This window comes from Mycobacteroides sp. H001, from assembly GCF_001440005.1.
GTDB lineage: Bacteria > Actinomycetota > Actinomycetes > Mycobacteriales > Mycobacteriaceae > Mycobacterium > Mycobacterium gwanakae.
Window position 1 is genome coordinate 395,621 of record NZ_LJYH01000021.1, and the last position, 18,353, is coordinate 413,973.

The following is an 18,353-nucleotide window of genomic DNA, read 5'->3' on the forward strand; positions in this document are numbered from 1 at the left end:
CAATTCTATTGGCATAGCCTTTTCCCATGGCTGGGAGTGGCAAAGCAGGGCCCGTGGGCAAGGAGTCGGTCTGGGCGAGGTGGCGCGGTCGCGTGATCGCGGTCATTGCGTTGTTGTTGACCTTGGTTGCCGTGTACTTCGCACTGTCGGCCTTCATCCCGCGGTGGTGGGCACAACGCATCGCCGATATGTCCGGTCACGGCAGCTTCACCAAGGGGATCGGCAGCGGGCTCACGCTCGGTCTGCTGTGCACCGGAATACCGCTGTTGCTCGCGCTGTGGGCATTTTTGATACGGGGTCGCCGCGGCGGGACGTTCTTCGCCGGGGTGCTGACACTGCTCGCGGTCATTGTCGCGGTGCCCAACCTGATGACGCTGACGATCGTGTTCGGCACCAGCAATTCCGCGCATGCCGGTGAGCGTGTGCTGGACGTCGAAGCGCCCGGATTCCGGGGAGCGACGGCCATCGGGGCGACCGTGGCGCTGGTGATCTTCCTGCTCGTCACGTTCTTCGTGGTGCGTAACTGGCGACGCCGAGTGAAGGTGGAAAAGCAGCAGGTTCGTGAGGCTGCCGCCGCCGCGGCGGAATGTCCCGCGGCCGAATAATTGTGTGTGCCCTCGGCAGGAATCGAACCTGCGGCCTTCTGCTCCGGAGGCAGACGCTCTATCCCCTGAGCTACGAGGGCGTCAGGGCTTGGAAAGACTAGCGGGGACAGCCTAGCGCATCCCAACCGGCATCCCGACCACCGTTTCGGTCGCGGGTAAAGGATTCGGGGCCTGGATACCCGAGCCCATAGGATGATCGCCGTGACTCCCGCCGACCTCGCCGACCTGCTACGTTCCACCGCTACCACGGTGCTGGACGAGCGAGGTCTGGACACGTCGGCGCTACCGGACACCGTGACCGTCGAACGGCCCCGTAATCCCGAGCACGGTGACTACGCCACCAACGTGGCCCTGCAGGTCGCCAAGAAGGTCGGCGTCGCCCCGCGTGACCTGGCCACCTGGCTCGTCGATGCCCTCGTCGCCAACAACGCGATCGCTGCCGCGGAGATTGCCGGACCCGGGTTCGTGAACCTGCGGATCGCCGCCGACGCACAGGGCACCATCGTCGCGAACATCTTGGACGCGGGCGAGAACTACGGCAATTCCGACGCGCAGGGCACGCACACCATCAACTTGGAGTTCGTCTCGGCCAACCCGACGGGACCGATCCACATCGGCGGTACCCGCTGGGCCGCGGTCGGCGACGCGCTGGGCCGTCTGCTGGCCCGCCAGGGCGCCAAGGTCACCCGCGAGTACTACTTCAACGACCATGGCGCGCAGATCGACCGGTTTGTCCGTTCGCTCATCGCCTCGGCCGAAGGCAAGGAAGCCCCGGAGGACGGCTACGCCGGCGATTACATCGCCGATATCGCCAAGCAGGTCCTCACTCGGCGTCCCGACGCGCTCTCGCTGCCGGAGACCGAGGCTGCCGAAGTCTTTCGGGAAATCGGCGTGGACTTGATGTTCACCCACATCAAGAAGTCGTTGCACGAATTCGGCACGGACTTTGACGTTTTCACCCACGAAGACTCGATGCACACCTCGGGACGGGTAGACGAAGCCATCGCGCAGCTGCGTAAGACCGGCAACATCTACGAGAAGGATGGCGCGTCCTGGTTGCGTTCGAGCAACTTCGGTGATGACAAGGACCGCGTTGTCATCAAGAGTGATGGCAATCCTGCTTACATCGCCGGTGACATCGCCTACTACCTCGACAAGCGCGAGCGCGGCTTCGACCTGTGTATCTACATGCTCGGTGCCGATCACCACGGGTACATCGCACGCCTGAAAGCCGTTGCGGCGGCGTTGGGTTACGACGCCGACAGCGTCGAGGTGCTCATCGGTCAGATGGTCAACCTGGTGCGCGACGGTCAGCCGGTGCGGATGTCCAAGCGTGCGGGCACCGTGATCACTCTCGATGACCTGGTCGACGCCATTGGAGTCGATGCTGCGCGCTACGCGTTGATCCGGTCCTCGGTGGACACCTCGATCGATATCGATCTGCAGCTGTGGGCCTCCGCGTCTAGTGAGAACCCGGTCTATTACGTGCAATACGCGCACGCACGGCTCTGTGCACTGGCGCGCAATGCCGCGGATCTGGGCCTGCGGCACTCGACCGATCATCTCGAACTGCTCACCCATGAGAAGGAGGGTGCGCTGATCCGGGGGCTCGGCGAGTTCGGCCGTATTCTGCAAAACGCCGCGGTGCTGCGTGAACCGCACCGCGTCGCACGGTATTTGGAAGACATCGCCGGTGATTACCACCGGTTCTACGACTCGTGCCGGGTGCTCCCGCAAGGTGACGAAACACCGGGGGATCTGCATGCGGCACGCCTAGCGTTATGCCTTGCCACCCGGCAGGTCATCGCCAACGGCCTGGACATTCTCGGCGTGAGCGCACCGGAGCGGATGTGAGCGCACACCCGGCAGGCCCCCGCCACGCAGAAGGGGAACAGCACACCGCCATGAGCAGCGCACCTCCGGTCAACCCGACCGAATTGGCACCGAACGTATGGCCCCGCAATGCCTCTCGCGGCACCGACGGCGAGGTGACCCTTGCGGGCCTCACCGTCTCCGAGCTCGCCGAGAAGTACGGCACGCCGCTTTTTGTCATCGACGAGGACGACTTCCGATCGCGCTGCCGCGACATGGCCGCGGCGTTCGGTGGCGCTGCGCGCGTGCACTACGCCTCGAAGGCGTTCCTGTGCACCGAGATCGCGCGGTGGATCAAGGATGAGGGGCTGGGCCTGGACGTCTGCTCAGCGGGCGAGCTGGCCATCGCGCTGCGCGCCGATTTCCCTCCGGCGCGAATCGCGTTGCACGGTAATAACAAATCTGAGGCGGAGCTCGCCCAGGCGGTGCAGGTAGGCGTCGGACACATCGTCGTCGATTCGATGATCGAGATCGAGCGACTGGACGCGATCGCGGGCAGTGCCGGTGTGGTGCAAGACGTTCTGGTGCGTGTGACCGTCGGTGTCGAGGCTCACACCCATGAGTTCATCTCCACCGCGCATGAGGACCAGAAGTTCGGGTTGTCCCTGGCCGGTGGGCAGGCACTGGAGGCCGTGCGACGTGTCTTCGCCACCGACAACCTGCGACTCGTGGGACTGCACAGCCACATCGGTTCGCAGATCTTCGATGTCAACGGGTTTGAGGTCGCCGCGCACCGGGTGATCGGGCTGCTGCGCGAGGTGGTCGCGGAGTTCGGTACCGAGAAGACCGCGCAGCTCAACATCATCGACCTCGGCGGCGGCCTCGGCATCAGTTATGTGCCGTCCGACGATCCGCCTCCCATCGAGGATCTGGCGGCCAAGCTGGGCGTGATCGTGCGCACCGAGTCGGCGCTGGCGGGCCTGCCCGAGCCGCGTTTGGTGATCGAGCCCGGCCGGGCCATCGCCGGTCCCGGCACCGTGACGCTGTACCGCGTGGGCACCACCAAGGACGTGATCCTGTCCAACGGGCAGCGGCGGTACGTGAGCGTCGACGGCGGGATGAGTGACAACATCCGCACCTCGCTGTATCAGGCCGAGTACCACCCGCAGCTGGTTTCCCGCGATAGTGACGTCGCACCGGTGCTGTCCCGGGTGGTGGGAAAGCACTGCGAAAGCGGCGATATCGTGGTCAGGGACGCGTGGTTGCCCGAGGACGTGGCTCCCGGCGACCTGGTGGCGGTCGCCGCGACCGGTGCGTACTGCTACTCGATGTCCAGCCGGTACAACCTGCTGACCCGTCCGGCGGTTATCGCCGTCAAGGACGGCGAGGCGCGACTGATCCTGCGGCGCGAGACCGTCGAGGATTTGGTGAGTTTGGAGGTAAGTGAATGAGTGACGCGATAGGCGTAGCGATCCTGGGCCTGGGCAACGTCGGCAGTGAAGTAGCGCGGATCATCGAAAGCAGCGCGAGTGACCTCGCTGCCCGCATCGGTGCGCCGCTGGAGATTCGCGGTATCGGTGTGCGCCGTGTGGCCGATGACCGCGGTGTTCCGGTCGAGCTGCTCACCGACGATATCGACGCGCTGGTTTCACGAGACGACGTCGACATCGTCGTCGAGCTCATGGGTCCGGTGGAACCCGCACGGCGCGGCATCCTGGGTGCACTCAACGCGGGCAAGTCGGTGGTGACCGCCAACAAGGCGCTTCTGGCCCAGTCTGCCGGTGAGCTCGCCGAAGCTGCCGAGAAGGCAAGGGTTGACCTCTATTTCGAGGCTGCGGTGGCCGGTGCCATTCCCGTCATCCGGCCCTTGACCCAATCGCTGGCCGGCGATTCGGTGATTCGGGTGTCCGGCATCGTCAACGGCACCACCAACTACATCCTGTCTGCCATGGACACCACAGGGGCCGGTTATGACACCGCACTTGCCGAGGCAGGGGAGCTCGGATACGCCGAGGCCGATCCGACCGCCGATGTCGAGGGCTACGACGCTGCGGCCAAGGCCGCCATCCTCGCGTCGATCGCCTTCCACACCCGGGTCAGTGCCGACGACGTATACCGCGAGGGCATCACGAAGATCAGTGCCGACGACTTCGAGTCGGCGCGAGCCCTGCAGTGCACCATCAAGCTGCTGTCTATCTGTGAACGGCTTACGGACGCCGAGGGAAACCAACGAGTTTCGGCGCGGGTGTACCCGGCGCTGGTGCCGTTGACCCATCCGCTCGCGAGCGTCAACGGAGCGTTCAACGCGGTCTTCGTCGAGGCTGAGGCCGCCGGCGAGCTGATGTTCTACGGCCAGGGCGCCGGCGGTGCACCGACCGCATCGGCCGTGCTCGGCGATTTGGTGATGGCGGCGCGCAACCGGGTGCAGGGCGGACGCGGTCCGCGGGCATCCCGGTACGCACAGCTGCCCATTGCGCCGATCGGTCTCATCCCGACCCGGTACTACGTGCGCATGCGGGTGGCCGACAAGCCCGGTGTGCTGGCCACCGTCGCCGCCGAGTTCTCCAAGCGCGAAGTCAGCATCGCCACCGTCCGGCAGGAGGGCGAGGTCGACGAGACGGGCGCCCGCCTGGTGGTGCTCACCCACAAGGCCACCGATGCTGCGCTCTCGGAAACCGTTGCTGCACTTGCCGACCTCGACGTGGTGTTGGGTGTCGCAAGTGTCATCCGGCTGGAAGGAACACAAGAGTGACCGTTCATACCCCTTGGCCCGGCCTCATCGCGGCATACCGGGACCGCCTCCCGATCGGGGAGAACTGGCAGCCCGTGACGCTTCGCGAGGGTGGCACTCCGCTGCTTCCCGCGAAGCGGCTGTCCGAGCTCACCGGTTGCACCGTGCACCTGAAGGTCGAAGGCCTCAACCCCACCGGCTCGTTCAAGGACCGCGGTATGACCATGGCGGTGACCGACGCGCTGGCCCGTGGCCAGCGCGCGGTGTTGTGCGCCTCGACCGGGAACACCTCGGCCTCCGCCGCCGCCTACGCCGCCAAGGCGGGTATCACGTGTGCGGTGCTGATCCCGCAGGGCAAGATCGCGATGGGCAAGCTGGCCCAAGCCGTGATCCACGGTGCGCGGATCATCCAGGTGGACGGCAACTTTGACGACTGTCTGGAGCTGGCGCGCAAGACCACCGCGGACTATCCGACCATCGCCCTGGTGAACTCCGTGAACCCGGTGCGCATCGAGGGACAGAAGACTGCGGCCTTCGAGATCATGGATGCCCTCGGCACCGCCCCCGATATTCACGCGCTGCCGGTCGGCAATGCGGGAAACATCACCGCCTACTGGCGCGGCTACAACGAGTACCACCGCGACGGCCTGTCGGACCGGTTGCCCAAGATGCTGGGTGCGCAGGCCGCGGGTGCGGCACCGTTGGTGAACGGGGCGCCGGTTGCCAATCCGGAGACCATCGCCACCGCAATCCGGATCGGATCGCCTGCGTCGTGGTCGGGTGCTGTTGCCGCACAACAGGAATCCGGCGGCAAGTTCTTGGCCGTGACCGATGAGGAGATTCTCAGCGCCTACCGGCTGGTCGCCTCCAGCGAGGGCGTTTTCGTAGAGCCCGCCTCCGCGGCCAGCATCGCCGGTCTGCTGAAATCGGTTGCCGACGGCTGGGTTCCGAAGGGTTCCACCGTGGTCTGCACCGTGACAGGGAACGGCCTGAAGGATCCCGATAACGCCCTGAGCGGCATGCCCGAGGTGACTCCCATTCCGGTGCAGGCGAGCGCGGTCGCCGAGGCGCTGGAACTCGCGTGAACCAAATCCTGCCCGCGGGGCTGATCACCACCGTCGTGGTGCCGGCGTCGAGTGCAAACCTGGGGCCGGGCTTCGACAGCCTCGGTATCGCGCTGTCGCTGTACGACGAGATCGAGGTCAGTACAACCGAATCCGGTCTAAAGGTGGCTGTCGAAGGTCAGGGCGCCGGTGAGGTCCCGCTCGACGGCAGTCACCTGGTGGTGCGGGCGATCGAGCGTGGGCTCGCTGCCGGAGGAGCTGCCGCCGCTGGCCTGATCGTTCAGTGCCGCAACAAGATTCCACACTCGCGGGGTTTGGGTTCTTCGGCCGCGGCTGCGGTTGCCGGCCTGGCCGTCGCCAACGGACTCCTTGCCAAGGCCGGACACCCGGTGCTCTCCGACGAGGTGCTGGTGCAGTTGGCCTCGGAATTCGAGGGGCATCCCGATAATGCGGCGGCCAGCGTGCTCGGGGGAGCCGTGGTCTCCTGGTCGGAGACCTCGGGTGCGGCCCCCGTCTATGCGGCCACCCGGCTGGATGTGCACCCCGATATCAGAATTGTTGCCGCGATCCCGGAGGAACAGTCCTCCACCGCGCACACTCGCGTATTGCTGCCAGAATCTGTCACCCATGTAGACGCGAGGTTCAATATTAGCCGAGCGGCGCTACTCACTGTCGCGCTGACCGCGCGGCCGGATCTGCTGATGACGGCCACCGAAGACCGCCTACATCAGCCCCAGCGCGCCTCCGCGATGCCGGCATCCGCCGAGGTTCTTGGATACCTGCGCAGTCAGGGGGTTGCGGCGGTTCTTTCCGGGGCTGGACCTGCGGTATTGGCCCTGACCACCGGTGATATCCCTGACGTCGCGGTGAAATACGCTGAAGATCAAGGTTTCTCGCTGGCGACGATGTCCGTATCGGCGGGTGTGTCGGTTCGATAGCCGACGTTATGGCTGGTGAGCGGGGGACTCGCCGGGGGGTGCTGGTTGCTTGATGCCCACCTGGGGGTTATCCTCGGTATCAGTCCCAGCAATTGCAGCTTCTGCGCACCTGCGCCGAGAACGAGGACGATCACAAATTCTTCCTGGTGTTTCAGTCGTCGCCGACAGGCGGCGATATTGGGCAAGGTCGATGGTCAGCTGCCATTTCTCAGGACCTCGCGTGGCCCTATCTGTGTGGGCCCGCAGCATGAACTTCGCGGCCAGCAACCTGACTGGCCGAAGTGAGACCCTCGCCCCATATTCGGCGGGGGAAGGAAAGGAAATCCGTGACCGATACGGACCTCATCGCGACCGAAGCCGCCCCGGAAGCCCCCGAGGCGCCCGCCACAGCCTCCTCTGATCGCTCCAACAAGGAGCGTCGGGGTGATGGACTGGGTGCGCTGTCGACGATGGTGTTGCCGGAGTTGCGTGCATTGGCCAGCCAAGTAGGCGTCAAGGGCACCTCCGGAATGCGTAAGAGCGATCTGATCGCCGCCATTCGTGAGCATCAGGGTGCGCTTGGCGCGTCGAAGAACAACAACCAGTCCACCCAGGCCCAGCAGCCTCAGGCCTCAGCACCGGCCGAGGTGGCCCAGAAGGAACCGGCCCAGAACGAGCAGAACGAATCTGCTGGATCCGAGCCCACTCAGACCGCACTCGATCTGCCCGCCGAGGCGCCGAAGTCCGCTCCCGAAGCCGACTCCGGTGAGGGCAAGGACTCCGAGACGGCGGGCGCGCCTCGCGAGGGACGCGGTGAGCGGCGTCGCAACCAGAACCAGAACCAGAACGCCGAGGGTGAGCGCAAGCAGCAGAACGGCGGCCGGGGCAACTCAGAGAACTCCGAGAACTCGGGGCGTGAGGGTGGCTCAGGGAGCCAGAGCTCGGACAATCAGAACCAGGACAACAGCCAGAACCAGGGCAACCGCGGCGATGACGGTGAGGGCCGGGGCCGTCGTGGTCGCCGTACCCGTGAACGCCGTCGTGGTCGCGATCGCAACACCAACGAGGGTGGCGAGACCGAGCTGCGCGAGGACGATGTCGTCCAGCCCGTGGCCGGCATTCTGGATGTGCTCGACAACTACGCGTTCGTCCGGACGTCCGGATATCTGGCCGGGCCGAACGATGTGTACGTCTCGATGAACCTCGTCCGCAAGAACGGGCTGCGCCGCGGCGATGCCATCACCGGCGCCGTGCGGGTACCCCGCGACCCGGACGCGGGGAATCAGAACCAGCGCCAGAAGTTCAACCCGCTGGTGCGCCTCGATTCCGTGAACGGTGGCCCGGTTGAGGACGCCAAGAAGCGTCCCGACTTCACCAAGTTGACCCCGCTGTACCCGAATCAGCGGCTGCGGCTGGAAACCACCACCGAGAAGCTGACGACTCGTGTGATCGACCTGATCATGCCCATCGGCAAGGGGCAGCGCGCGCTGATCGTGTCTCCGCCGAAGGCCGGTAAGACCACGATCATGCAGAACATCGCCAACGCGATCTCCGCCAACAACCCCGAGTGCCATCTGATGGTGGTGCTGGTCGACGAACGGCCCGAAGAAGTCACCGACATGCAGCGCTCGGTCAAGGGTGAGGTCATCGCCTCCACCTTCGATCGCCCGCCGTCAGACCACACTCAGGCTGCCGAGCTCGCCATCGAGCGTGCCAAGCGTCTCGTGGAACAGGGCAAGGACGTCGTGGTCTTGCTCGACTCCATCACCCGCCTGGGACGTGCCTACAACAACGCCTCGCCGGCGTCCGGCCGCATCCTGTCCGGTGGTGTCGACTCGACGGCGCTGTACCCGCCCAAGCGGTTCCTGGGCGCGGCGCGCAACATCGAGCACGGCGGCTCCTTGACCATCATCGCCACCGCGATGGTCGAGACCGGATCCACCGGTGACACCGTCATCTTCGAGGAGTTCAAGGGCACCGGTAACGCCGAGCTCAAGCTCGACCGCAAGATCGCCGAACGCCGCGTGTTCCCTGCCGTCGACGTCAACCCGTCGGGTACTCGCAAGGACGAGTTGCTGATGAGCGGCGACGAGTTCGCGATCGTGCACAAGCTGCGCCGCGTGCTCTCCGGCTTGGATTCACACCAGGCCATCGACCTGCTGATGAGCCAGCTGCGCAAGACCAAGACCAACTACGAATTCCTGGTCCAGGTCTCCAAGAACACTCCGGGCTCCAACGGCGCTGACGAGCCGCAGTACAGCTAGAGCCTGACGCGGTATCACCGGGTATCGGTGATACCGCGCAGGTTCATATGGCCGGGACCGCTAGCCGATCGACGCGAGCGGAATCCAGATACCGAACAGCCAGAATCCCCAGGTCCGGAAACCGTCATCCCAGATCGGCTGTACCCGATATCCCCAGTAGTCGAAGGCCGCAGGGGGTGGGCCCCAACGATCTGGAAGCGGTCCGCGCCATTCCGCGCGAGGTGGCGGGGCCCAGCCCCACGGTGGACGCTGGTCGTAATGCCACGGGTTGTCGCGCCATTCCCGACGGTCATCGCGCCATCTGCGGTCATCCCGCCAGTCCTGGTCGCGGTCGCGCCAATTGTCATTGCCGCGCCAGTTGCCGTTGTTCCGCCAACCGTCGTGGCCGCCCCAGTCATCGTCATCGTCGCCGTGTGGGCGGTTGGGATGATCCTGGATGTAACCGGGCTGTCCCGGAGGCTGCGCATACGCCGGAACGGCGCCCAGCCCAAGCGCTCCCATCGTCAACGTGCCAACGATGACACCCTGGCTCACAACACTTTTCAGATTCACGTGCGACTCCTGTCCGATTATCTCGGCGGTTCGCCCCGACTCAACCGAAGTACCGATTTCCAACAGCTGCACCGCGTTGGTTATGACGCGGCTGCCGTTGTGAATATCGACAGGATGTCAATGCCCGTTACATGCCCGAGGCCGGGCGGGGATCAGGGCTGCGGAATGGACGGAATCTGCGGAATCGGCGGCGCCTGAGGGACGGGCGGTACACCGGTTCCCTGGGGGATCGGTGGAGCCTGGGGGATGGGCGGCGGTGCCGGGGGCGTGATGGGGTCGGCGTAGGCCAGCCCCGGTGCGCCGGCGAATGCGGCCAAACCCATCGCTGCCGCGGATGCGCTTGTGACGATCAATCTCTTGATGTTCATGCGTTTCCTTCCCGAATCGGCTTTCCCTCCCCAACGTACGCCGGGTTCAGAAATCGGGAATAGTGCGCAGGTCGGCGCCGTTTAGGTTCTACGTAACTGAGCTGGCATAATGGCCTCTCAGCCTTTTGAAGGGTTCCGGTTCACGCCCACAAGCGACCCGGCGACCACAACAAGCAGAGGAAAAGCAATGAAATCGGGTATCCACCCCACCTACGTCGAGACCAACGTGGTCTGCGGCTGCGGTAACACCTTCACCACCCGCAGCACCAAGGACAGCGGCCACATCGTGGTCGAGGTCTGCTCGCAGTGCCACCCCTTCTACACCGGTAAGCAGAAGATCCTGGACAGCGGCGGTCGCGTCGCCCGGTTCGAGGCCCGGTACGGCAAGCGCAAGGCCGCAGCCGACAAATAGCTTCCTTGCCGACGCCCGGATTTGCCTTTGTGCAGTCCGGGCGTCGGTTTTTTGTATGACCAAGTGCGGGTATGAACATTGGGAGGAGGGCGCATGAGCGAGACGCCGCTGATCGAAGGAATGCTGGCCGAGCACGCTGAACTGGAGAAGCAACTGGCCGACCCAGCGCTGCACGCGGATCCTGGCGCGGCGCGCAAGGCCGGACGCCGGTTCGCGATGCTCTCGCCGATCGTCGCCACCCACCGCAAGCTGGTCTCCGCCCGCGACGATCTGGCCACCGCCCGTGAACTGTCGGCGGACGATCCCTCGTTCGCCGACGAGGTGACCGAGCTGGAATCGTCGGTCGCCGAGCTGGAGACGCAGCTCTCGGACATGCTCGCTCCCCGCGACCCCCATGACGGTGACGACATCCTCCTCGAAGTGAAATCTGGTGAGGGAGGCGAGGAATCGGCGCTGTTCGCTGCCGACCTGGCCCGGATGTACATCCGGTACGCCGAACGGCACGGCTGGAAGGTCACCGTTCTCGACGAGACCGAATCCGACCTCGGCGGATACAAAGACGCGACCTTGGCCATCGCCAGCAAGGGCGACACCGCCGACGGCGTCTGGTCGCGGCTCAAGTTCGAAGGCGGTGTGCACCGCGTCCAGCGTGTGCCCGTCACCGAATCCCAAGGGCGCGTGCATACCTCGGCAGCCGGAGTGCTGGTCTATCCGGAGCCGGAAGAGGTAGAAGAAATCCAGATCGACGAGTCGGACCTTCGGATCGACGTCTATCGCTCCTCGGGCAAGGGCGGCCAGGGCGTCAACACCACCGACTCGGCGGTCCGCATCACCCACCTGCCGACCGGGATCGTGGTGACCTGCCAAAACGAGCGTTCGCAGCTGCAGAACAAGGCCCGCGCCATGCAGGTACTGGCGGCGCGGCTGCAGGCGCTCGCCGAGGAGCAGGCGCAAGCCGACGCCTCCGCCGGCCGGGCCAGCCAGATCCGCACGGTGGATCGCAGCGAGCGCATCCGCACCTACAACTTCCCGGAGAACCGCATCACCGATCACCGCGTGGGGTTCAAGGCACACAACCTTGACCAGGTGCTCGACGGTGACCTCGACGCACTGTTCGATGCGCTGGCAGTGGCCGATCGGAAGGCGCGCCTGCAGGAGGCGTGAGCGAGATGAGCGCGTTGCGTCAGCTGATCGCCGAGGCGGTCGAATCACTCTCTGGGGCAGGAGTTTCCAGTCCGCAGGTAGACGCCGAAGAGCTCGCCGCCCATCTGCTCGGAGTCTCGCGAACGCGATTGCGTTTCGCCGAACTCGCCCCTGATTTTCCCGAGAGTTACCGCGACCTGGTGGCAGCGCGTGTGCAGCGGATTCCCTTGCAACACTTGACCGGAAACGCAGCATTTGGCCCCGTCGAGGTGTCGGTGGGCCCGGGCGTGTTCATCCCGCGTCCGGAGACGGAATCTCTGTATGCCTGGGCAACAGGGAAATTGACGCCACACGCCACAGTCGTCGAGCTGTGTGCAGGGTCCGCGGCGCTGGCGATCGCGCTGGCGCACGACGAGCCCGCCGCGCGCATCCTCGCGATCGAGCTTGACGATCAGGCACTGGTCTACACACGGCGCAACACCGCCGGAACTCCGATCGAGGTGATCCAGGCCGACGTTACCTCACCCGCGCTGTTGACGGAGCTCGATGGAACTGTCGATCTGATCGTCGCCAACCCGCCCTACATCCCCGAAGACGCCGAATTGGAGCCGGAAGTGGCGCAGCATGATCCGCCGTTGGCGCTTTTTGCGGGGTTCGACGGGCTTACCGTCATCGCGCCAATCGTGACCGCCGCAGGCCGGCTCCTTGCCCCAGGAGGCCACATCGGTGTTGAGCATGACGACACCAACGGTGAGGGAACACGTGAGTTGTTCACGGCCAGTGGACTGTTCGATGAGGTTGTGCAGCGACACGACCTGGCAGGCCGTCCGAGATTTGTCACCGCACGCCGCAAATCTCCGGCGTCATAGACTGGGGTCGTGACCGCCGTCTACGAATGCCAGGACGCTGCGACCCGACAGGAGGGGGTCGACGCGGCGGTGAGCGCGCTCAAGGCGGGTGAGTTGGTGGTGATGCCCACCGATACCGTCTACGGATTAGGTTGTGACGCATTCGATTCCAATGCGGTTTCGGCGCTGTTGGCCGCCAAGGGGCGAGGCCGGGATATGCCCGTAGGCGTGCTTGTCGGGTCCTGGCACACCATTGACGGGCTCGTCTTCGCCGTTCCGTCGGCGGCCCGCGAACTCATCGAGGCGTTCTGGCCCGGACCGCTGAGCATCATCGTGAAGCATGCGCCGTCGTTGTCCTGGGATCTCGGGGACGCGCAGGGAAGCGTCATGCTGCGGATGCCGCTGCACCCCGTGGCCATCGATCTCCTGCGCGCTGTCGGTCCGATGGCGGTCTCCAGTGCCAACGTTTCGGGGCAGCCGGCGGCACTCACCGCCGGTGAAGCACGCGATCAACTGGGGGACAAGGTTGCCGTGTATCTGGACGGCGGCACCGCGGAATTGGGGGCGGCGTCGACCATCGTCGATCTCACCGGGCCGGTACCGCTGGTCGTGCGGGAGGGGCCGATCACCCGGGAACAGATCGTCGATGTGATTGGTGGCGACGTCGGTCCCGGCGAGTCGGCGGAACCCACAGAATCTTGAAGTACGGTCGGATGCGTGAGTGAGCTGCTGGCCCTTGCCGATCGCGGTGCGGGTGTCCCTCTGCGTGAGCTTGCCCTGGTTGGGCTGACCGCGGCCATCACGACGTTCTTCTGCACCGGTGGTGTACGGATGTTCGCGACCCGGGTGGGAGCGGTGGCTTACCCGCGCGAACGCGACGTGCACCTGCAGCCGACCCCCCGGATGGGCGGCCTCGGGATGTATCTCGGTGTTTGTGCCGCGATCTTCCTGGCCTCGCAATTGCCCGCCTTGACAAGGGGATTCGTCTATTCCTCGGGAATGCCCGCCGTGGTCGTCGCGGGAGGCATCATCATGGTCGTCGGTCTCATCGACGACAAGTGGGGCCTGGACGCGCTCACCAAATTCGCGGGCCAAGTCACGGCTGCCAGCGTGCTGGTCACCATGGGGGTGGCCTGGAGCATGATCTACATCCCGTTCGGTGGGGTGGGAACGATCGTGCTGGATCAGATGTCGTCCATCCTGGTGACGCTCGCCTTGACGGTGTCGATCGTCAACGCCATGAACTTCGTGGACGGTCTCGACGGCCTGGCCGCAGGCCTGGGGCTCATCACCGCGGCGGCCATCTGCATCTTCTCGATCGGGCTGCTGCGCAGCCACGGCGGTGATGTCCTGTACTACCCGCCCGCCGTCATTTCGGTAGTGCTGGCCGGGGCGTGCCTGGGATTCCTGCCACACAACTTCCACCGGGCCCGCATCTTCATGGGGGACTCGGGGTCGATGCTGATCGGCCTCATGCTGGCCGCGGCATCGACCACGGCTGCGGGCCCCATCTCGCAGAGCTCGTACGGGGCCAAAGACATGTTCGTCTTGCTGTCGCCGTTCCTACTGGTGATCGCGGTGATGCTGGTGCCCGCCCTGGATGCGTTGTTGGCGATCATCCGGCGTACCCGCGCGGGCCGCAGCCCCTTCAGCCCGGACAAGATGCATCTGCATCACCGGCTGTTGCAGATCGGGCATTCCCATCGCAAGGCGGTGCTGATCATCTATCTGTGGGTGGCCATCATCGCGTTCGGTGCCGCCAGCACCATCTTCTTCGAGCCTCGGTATGCCGGTGCGGTGGTGTTGGGCGCGATCGGTATCGCCATCGTGGCGACGGTCGTGCCCTTGCTGCGCGGTGAAGAACCCGATCAGCTCTCGGGCGCTCAATTGGACGGGAGTTCGACGACGGTTCCGGCCGAACCGGTCATGTACGACGAAAAGTAGTAGGGGTGCATTAACCCCCTCTACCATGTGATACGGTTCTGCCATACCCGAAAACTCACGGGTGCCGGCCACGCCGGATCGGTGCAATTTTTGGAAAGTCTGTCTAGACAATCCAGGGGTTCGCCGGACCGATCAACTGACCGACAGGGAGCTGCCCTTTGAGGTGAGTTCAGCGAGCCCGCAGACCTCCTATAAGGTCTGGAACCGACGAATGCAGTTTTTGTTCCGCCACCCCGACAAAGATGTGAGGTGACACCCCAGGTGACAACGCCCGACGCCCCGCTGGTCCTTCCGGCATTGGCGTTTCGCCCGTTGCGTCTGGCGGTTCTGTGTGGCGTGCTCGGTGCCCTGGCTCTGCTGGCCTCCGCCCTGCTCGGGCATTGGCAGTTCGGCATTTTCTTCGTTACTGGGCTTGGCCTCGGACTGGTGAACGCTCTCCTCGTTCGCCAGTCTGCGGAAGTCATTACTGCGCAAGACAATCCAAGCAAGCAAAAGATGGCCATCAATTCCGCAGCGCGGTTGATGATCATCACCGTCCTCGCCCTGGTGATCGCCTTCGTGTTCCGCCCCGCGGGTCTTGGGGTGTTCTTCGGAGTCGCGTTGTTCCAGGTGCTGCTGGTGTTGACCACCGCTGTGCCGGTGTGGAAAGGGATCCGTTCAGTGAATCAGCCGCAGGCGGAGGTATAAGCCCAGCATGATTACGACATTCCAGGCAGAAGCCGCCATCGAAGTTGGCCATCACAAGCACGCACACTGGGGTTTTCTCGGTGAGGTCAACGTGGACACCATCGTTGCCACCTCGCTGGCCGCGGTGGTGGTGATCGCGCTGGCACTGTTCCTGCGGGCCAAGGTCACCTCGACCGGTGTGCCGAATGGGGTGCAGCTGTTCTTCGAGGCGGTGACCGTTCAGTTCCGCAATCAGGTCGAGTCGGCCATCGGCATGAGGATCGCGCCGTTCGTGCTGCCGCTGGCGGTGACGATCTTCGTCTTCATCCTCGTGTCCAACTGGATCTCGGTGCTGCCCGTGCAGTACACGGACGAGAACGGAAAGACGGCCGAACTGCTGGCCCCGCCGGCCTCGGACATTAACTACGTGCTGGCGTTGGCGCTGTTCGTCTTCGTCTGCTACCACATCGCGGGCTTTGCACGCCGCGGCCTCATCGGCCACCCGATCAAGCTGCTCAAGGGCCACACCTGGGTTACGGCGTTCATCAACCCGATCGAGGAACTGGCCAAGCCGATCTCGCTGTCGCTGCGACTCTTCGGCAACATGTTCGCCGGCGGCATCATGGTCGCGCTGATCGCGATGTTCCCGGCATGGATCATGTGGGCGCCCAACGCCATCTGGAAATCGTTCGACCTGTTCGTCGGCCTGATCCAGGCTTTCATCTTCGCGCTGCTGACTGTCCTGTACTTCAGCCAGTCGATGGAACTGGACGACGAGCACCACTAATTACACAGACCACATTGAATAGACCCTGGTAGCACAGCTACCACTTAATAAGGAGGAAGAAAATGGCGGACCCGACAATTGTTGCTGGTGCCCTCATTGGCGGTGGGTTGATCATGGCCGGCGGCGCGATCGGTGCCGGTATCGGTGACGGTATCGCCGGTAACGCCCTGATCTCGGGTGTGGCCCGTCAGCCCGAGGCTCAGAGCCGGCTGTTCACCCCGTTCTTCATCACCGTCGGTCTGGTTGAGGCTGCGTACTTCATCAACCTGGCCTTCATGGCGCTGTTCGTCTTCGCGACTCCCGGCGCCAGCTAATCGGCATGGGTGAATTGCACAGTGTCGCTTCTGCCGTCATGGCAGTCGCGGCGGAAGCCGCCGAAGAGGGTGGGAAGCAGAACAACTTCCTCATCCCCAACGGCACCTTCTTTGTCGTCTTGGCGATCTTCCTGATCGTCCTGGCGGTCATCGGAATCTTCGTAGTGCCGCCGATCCAGAAGGTGCTCAAGGCACGCGAGGACACGGTCGCCAAGACGGCCGAGGACAACCGGAACGCCGCTGAGCAATTCACCGCCGCCGAGGCTGACTACAAGGACGAGCTGGCCAAGGCGCGCGGTGCGGCAACCGCGGTGCGTGACGAGGCCAGAGCCGAGGGACGCGGAATTCTCGAGGACATGCGTCAGCGGGCCAACACCGAAGCGACCGCCGTGAATGCGAAGGCCGCCGAAGAGTTGGCCCGTCAGGGCGAGGCAACTTCCGGAGAGCTGTCGGCAAGCGTCGAGAGCCTGTCTCGGACGCTCGCCGAACGCGTTCTCGGCGTGAGCCTTTCGGAACCAGCGAACGCAGGGCGAGGCTAAACAAAGATGTCGACATTTATCGGACAGCTCATCGGTTTCGCTGTCATCGTGTTCCTGGTGGTCAAGTTCGTGGTGCCGCCGGTACGCACGTTGATGGCCAAGCAGCAGGACGCGGTGCGTCAGCAGCTCGCTGACAGCAAGACTGCGGCGGACAAGCTGGTCGAGGCCGAGGGTGCACATGCCAAGGCCATCGAGGATGCCAAGGCCGACGCCGCCCACATCGCGGAGGAAGCCAAGGCCGATGCCGTGCAGATCTCGAAGCAGCTGCGCGAGCAGGCCGATGCCGAGGTCGAGCGGATCAAGGTGCATGGGCAGGAGCAGATCCTGCTTCAGCGCCAGCAGCTGATCCGTCAGCTCCGCGGTGACCTCGGCGCCGAATCCGTGAACCGCGCAGGCGATCTGGTTCGTTCACACGTGAGCGACCCCGCGGCGCAGTCCGCCACTGTCGACCGGTTCCTGGATGAGCTGTCGCAGATGGCGGGCAGTATCAATACCGAACGTCGGCCGCTGGCCGCCGGTGGTGCGGGTCTGCACGCCGCCAGCCGCGAATCGCTCGCCGAGCAGGTGAAGGCCTTCCAGGCCAATGCGGTCTCCCTCGACAGCCTGACGCTCAACGCGCTGGCCGATGATCTGACTGCGGTCGCCGAGGTTCTCGTCAAGGAATTGGTGCTACGCAAGCACCTGTCCGAGCCGGTCGATGCCAGCGAGCAGGCCGCCAAGGTCGCCCTGGTCGACTCGGTGTTCGGGTCCAAGATCGGACGGCCTGCACTCGAGGTCGTGCGTACGGCCGTGACCGCCCGCTGGTCCGCTTCCAACGACCTGATCACCGCGATCGAACACATCGCCCGTCTCGCCTTGCTGGAGCGGGCCGAGCGCGACGGCCAGATCGATGACGTCGAGGACCAGTTGTTCCGCGTCAGTCGCATCCTGGACAGCGAGCCGCAGCTGAGCACGCTGCTGGGTAACACCACCTCGCCTGCCGCCGATCGTGTGGCATTGCTGAAGAACGTGCTGGCCGGTCGGTCCAATCTGATCGTGACAAGCCTGCTCGCGCAGACCGTGCGTCTGCTGCGTGGCAAGCGCGCCGATGTCGCCGTGCTCGAGGTGGCCGAACTTGCGGTTGCCCGGCGCGACGAGTCAGTGGCACACGTGAAGTCGGCCGCACCGATCAGCGATGCACAGAGCACACGGCTTGCCCAGGTGCTCGGGCAGATTTACGGCCGCACCATCGCGGTGCAACTGGATGTGGATCCCGAGCTGCTGGGCGGGCTCGTCGTCAACATCGGTGACGAGGAGATCGACGGCAGTCTGTCCAGCCGACTCTCGGCCGCCGCACTCCATTTGCCCAACTGACCATTATTTAGACCTACCCCGATAGACGAGCAGG

At 64.7% G+C, this 18,353-nt stretch carries 19 protein-coding genes and 1 tRNA gene; 17 read left to right on the top strand and 3 right to left on the bottom strand.

The genetic code is table 11. From position 1 onward, the window contains the following. Positions 1-26 precede the first annotated feature (26 nt). On the top strand, positions 27-605 hold the full coding sequence (locus tag AOT83_RS03865) for a hypothetical protein (RefSeq protein WP_057965132.1): 579 nt from the start codon (positions 27-29) through the stop codon (positions 603-605). Between the two features lie 7 nt (positions 606-612). Here AOT83_RS03865 and AOT83_RS03870 read toward each other — a convergent pair. After that, positions 613-685, bottom strand: a tRNA-Arg gene (locus tag AOT83_RS03870). Between the two features lie 121 nt (positions 686-806). On the opposite strand from AOT83_RS03870, the gene argS reads away from it, so the two are divergent. From argS to rho, 6 genes are all read left to right on the top strand, one after another. Continuing rightward, positions 807-2,459 carry an arginine--tRNA ligase gene (argS, locus tag AOT83_RS03875; protein ID WP_057965187.1) on the top strand — a complete coding sequence of 551 codons (1,653 nt, stop codon included), beginning with the start codon at positions 807-809 and terminating at the stop codon, positions 2,457-2,459. After that, positions 2,456-3,868 carry a diaminopimelate decarboxylase gene (gene lysA, locus AOT83_RS03880; RefSeq protein WP_057965131.1) on the top strand — a complete coding sequence of 471 codons (1,413 nt, stop codon included), beginning with the start codon at positions 2,456-2,458 and terminating at the stop codon, positions 3,866-3,868. The genes argS and lysA overlap by 4 nt, the downstream gene beginning before the upstream one ends. Further along, on the top strand, positions 3,865-5,169 hold the full coding sequence (locus AOT83_RS03885; RefSeq protein WP_030094885.1) for a homoserine dehydrogenase: 1,305 nt from the start codon (positions 3,865-3,867) through the stop codon (positions 5,167-5,169). The genes lysA and AOT83_RS03885 overlap by 4 nt, the downstream gene beginning before the upstream one ends. Beyond that, positions 5,166-6,233, top strand: coding sequence for a threonine synthase (thrC, locus tag AOT83_RS03890; protein ID WP_030094886.1), 1,068 nt, complete (start codon positions 5,166-5,168; stop codon positions 6,231-6,233). Before AOT83_RS03885 ends, thrC begins: the two co-directional genes overlap by 4 nt. Beyond that, a complete protein-coding gene (thrB, locus tag AOT83_RS03895; protein ID WP_057965130.1) occupies positions 6,230-7,150 on the top strand; it encodes a homoserine kinase in 921 nt (306 codons plus the stop codon). The genes thrC and thrB overlap by 4 nt, the downstream gene beginning before the upstream one ends. A 326-nt stretch (positions 7,151-7,476) precedes the next feature. After that, the gene (rho, locus tag AOT83_RS03900) at positions 7,477-9,393 is read left to right on the top strand and encodes a transcription termination factor Rho (RefSeq protein WP_057965129.1); all 1,917 of its coding nucleotides are present in this window, start codon (positions 7,477-7,479) and stop codon (positions 9,391-9,393) included. A 60-nt stretch (positions 9,394-9,453) separates the two neighbouring features. On the opposite strand, the gene AOT83_RS03905 is transcribed toward rho, so the two are convergent. Both AOT83_RS03905 and AOT83_RS03910 read right to left on the bottom strand, forming a co-directional pair. After that, on the bottom strand, positions 9,454-9,945 hold the full coding sequence (locus AOT83_RS03905) for a hypothetical protein (protein WP_030094889.1): 492 nt from the start codon (positions 9,943-9,945) through the stop codon (positions 9,454-9,456). A gap of 152 nt (positions 9,946-10,097) precedes the next feature. Continuing rightward, complete coding sequence (locus AOT83_RS03910) at positions 10,098-10,313, bottom strand: hypothetical protein (RefSeq protein ID WP_030094890.1); 216 nt, start codon at positions 10,311-10,313, stop codon at positions 10,098-10,100. A gap of 187 nt (positions 10,314-10,500) precedes the next feature. Between AOT83_RS03910 and rpmE the strand changes: the two genes are divergently transcribed. From rpmE to AOT83_RS03960, 10 genes are all read left to right on the top strand, one after another. After that, the gene (gene rpmE, locus AOT83_RS03915) at positions 10,501-10,725 is read left to right on the top strand and encodes a 50S ribosomal protein L31 (RefSeq protein ID WP_030094891.1); all 225 of its coding nucleotides are present in this window, start codon (positions 10,501-10,503) and stop codon (positions 10,723-10,725) included. Positions 10,726-10,818: 93 nt separating this feature from the next. Further along, the gene (gene prfA / locus AOT83_RS03920; RefSeq protein ID WP_057965128.1) at positions 10,819-11,889 is read left to right on the top strand and encodes a peptide chain release factor 1; all 1,071 of its coding nucleotides are present in this window, start codon (positions 10,819-10,821) and stop codon (positions 11,887-11,889) included. Between the two features lie 5 nt (positions 11,890-11,894). Further along, positions 11,895-12,737 carry a peptide chain release factor N(5)-glutamine methyltransferase gene (prmC, locus tag AOT83_RS03925; protein ID WP_057965186.1) on the top strand — a complete coding sequence of 281 codons (843 nt, stop codon included), beginning with the start codon at positions 11,895-11,897 and terminating at the stop codon, positions 12,735-12,737. Positions 12,738-12,746: 9 nt separating this feature from the next. Continuing rightward, positions 12,747-13,418 carry an L-threonylcarbamoyladenylate synthase gene (locus AOT83_RS03930; RefSeq protein ID WP_030094894.1) on the top strand — a complete coding sequence of 224 codons (672 nt, stop codon included), beginning with the start codon at positions 12,747-12,749 and terminating at the stop codon, positions 13,416-13,418. Positions 13,419-13,433: 15 nt separating this feature from the next. Further along, the gene (locus AOT83_RS03935; protein ID WP_030094895.1) at positions 13,434-14,660 is read left to right on the top strand and encodes an MraY family glycosyltransferase; all 1,227 of its coding nucleotides are present in this window, start codon (positions 13,434-13,436) and stop codon (positions 14,658-14,660) included. A gap of 261 nt (positions 14,661-14,921) precedes the next feature. Beyond that, on the top strand, positions 14,922-15,347 hold the full coding sequence (locus AOT83_RS03940; protein WP_030094896.1) for an ATP synthase subunit I: 426 nt from the start codon (positions 14,922-14,924) through the stop codon (positions 15,345-15,347). Positions 15,348-15,354: 7 nt separating this feature from the next. Then, positions 15,355-16,113, top strand: a complete 759-nt coding sequence (atpB, locus tag AOT83_RS03945; protein WP_030094897.1) for a F0F1 ATP synthase subunit A — start codon at positions 15,355-15,357, stop codon at positions 16,111-16,113. Positions 16,114-16,175: 62 nt separating this feature from the next. After that, positions 16,176-16,427 carry a F0F1 ATP synthase subunit C gene (locus AOT83_RS03950; RefSeq protein WP_030094898.1) on the top strand — a complete coding sequence of 84 codons (252 nt, stop codon included), beginning with the start codon at positions 16,176-16,178 and terminating at the stop codon, positions 16,425-16,427. A 5-nt stretch (positions 16,428-16,432) separates the two neighbouring features. Next, complete coding sequence (locus AOT83_RS03955; RefSeq protein WP_057965127.1) at positions 16,433-16,966, top strand: F0F1 ATP synthase subunit B; 534 nt, start codon at positions 16,433-16,435, stop codon at positions 16,964-16,966. A 6-nt stretch (positions 16,967-16,972) separates the two neighbouring features. Beyond that, a complete protein-coding gene (locus tag AOT83_RS03960) occupies positions 16,973-18,319 on the top strand; it encodes a F0F1 ATP synthase subunit B/delta (RefSeq protein ID WP_057965126.1) in 1,347 nt (448 codons plus the stop codon). The last annotated feature ends 34 nt before the right edge of the window (positions 18,320-18,353 follow it).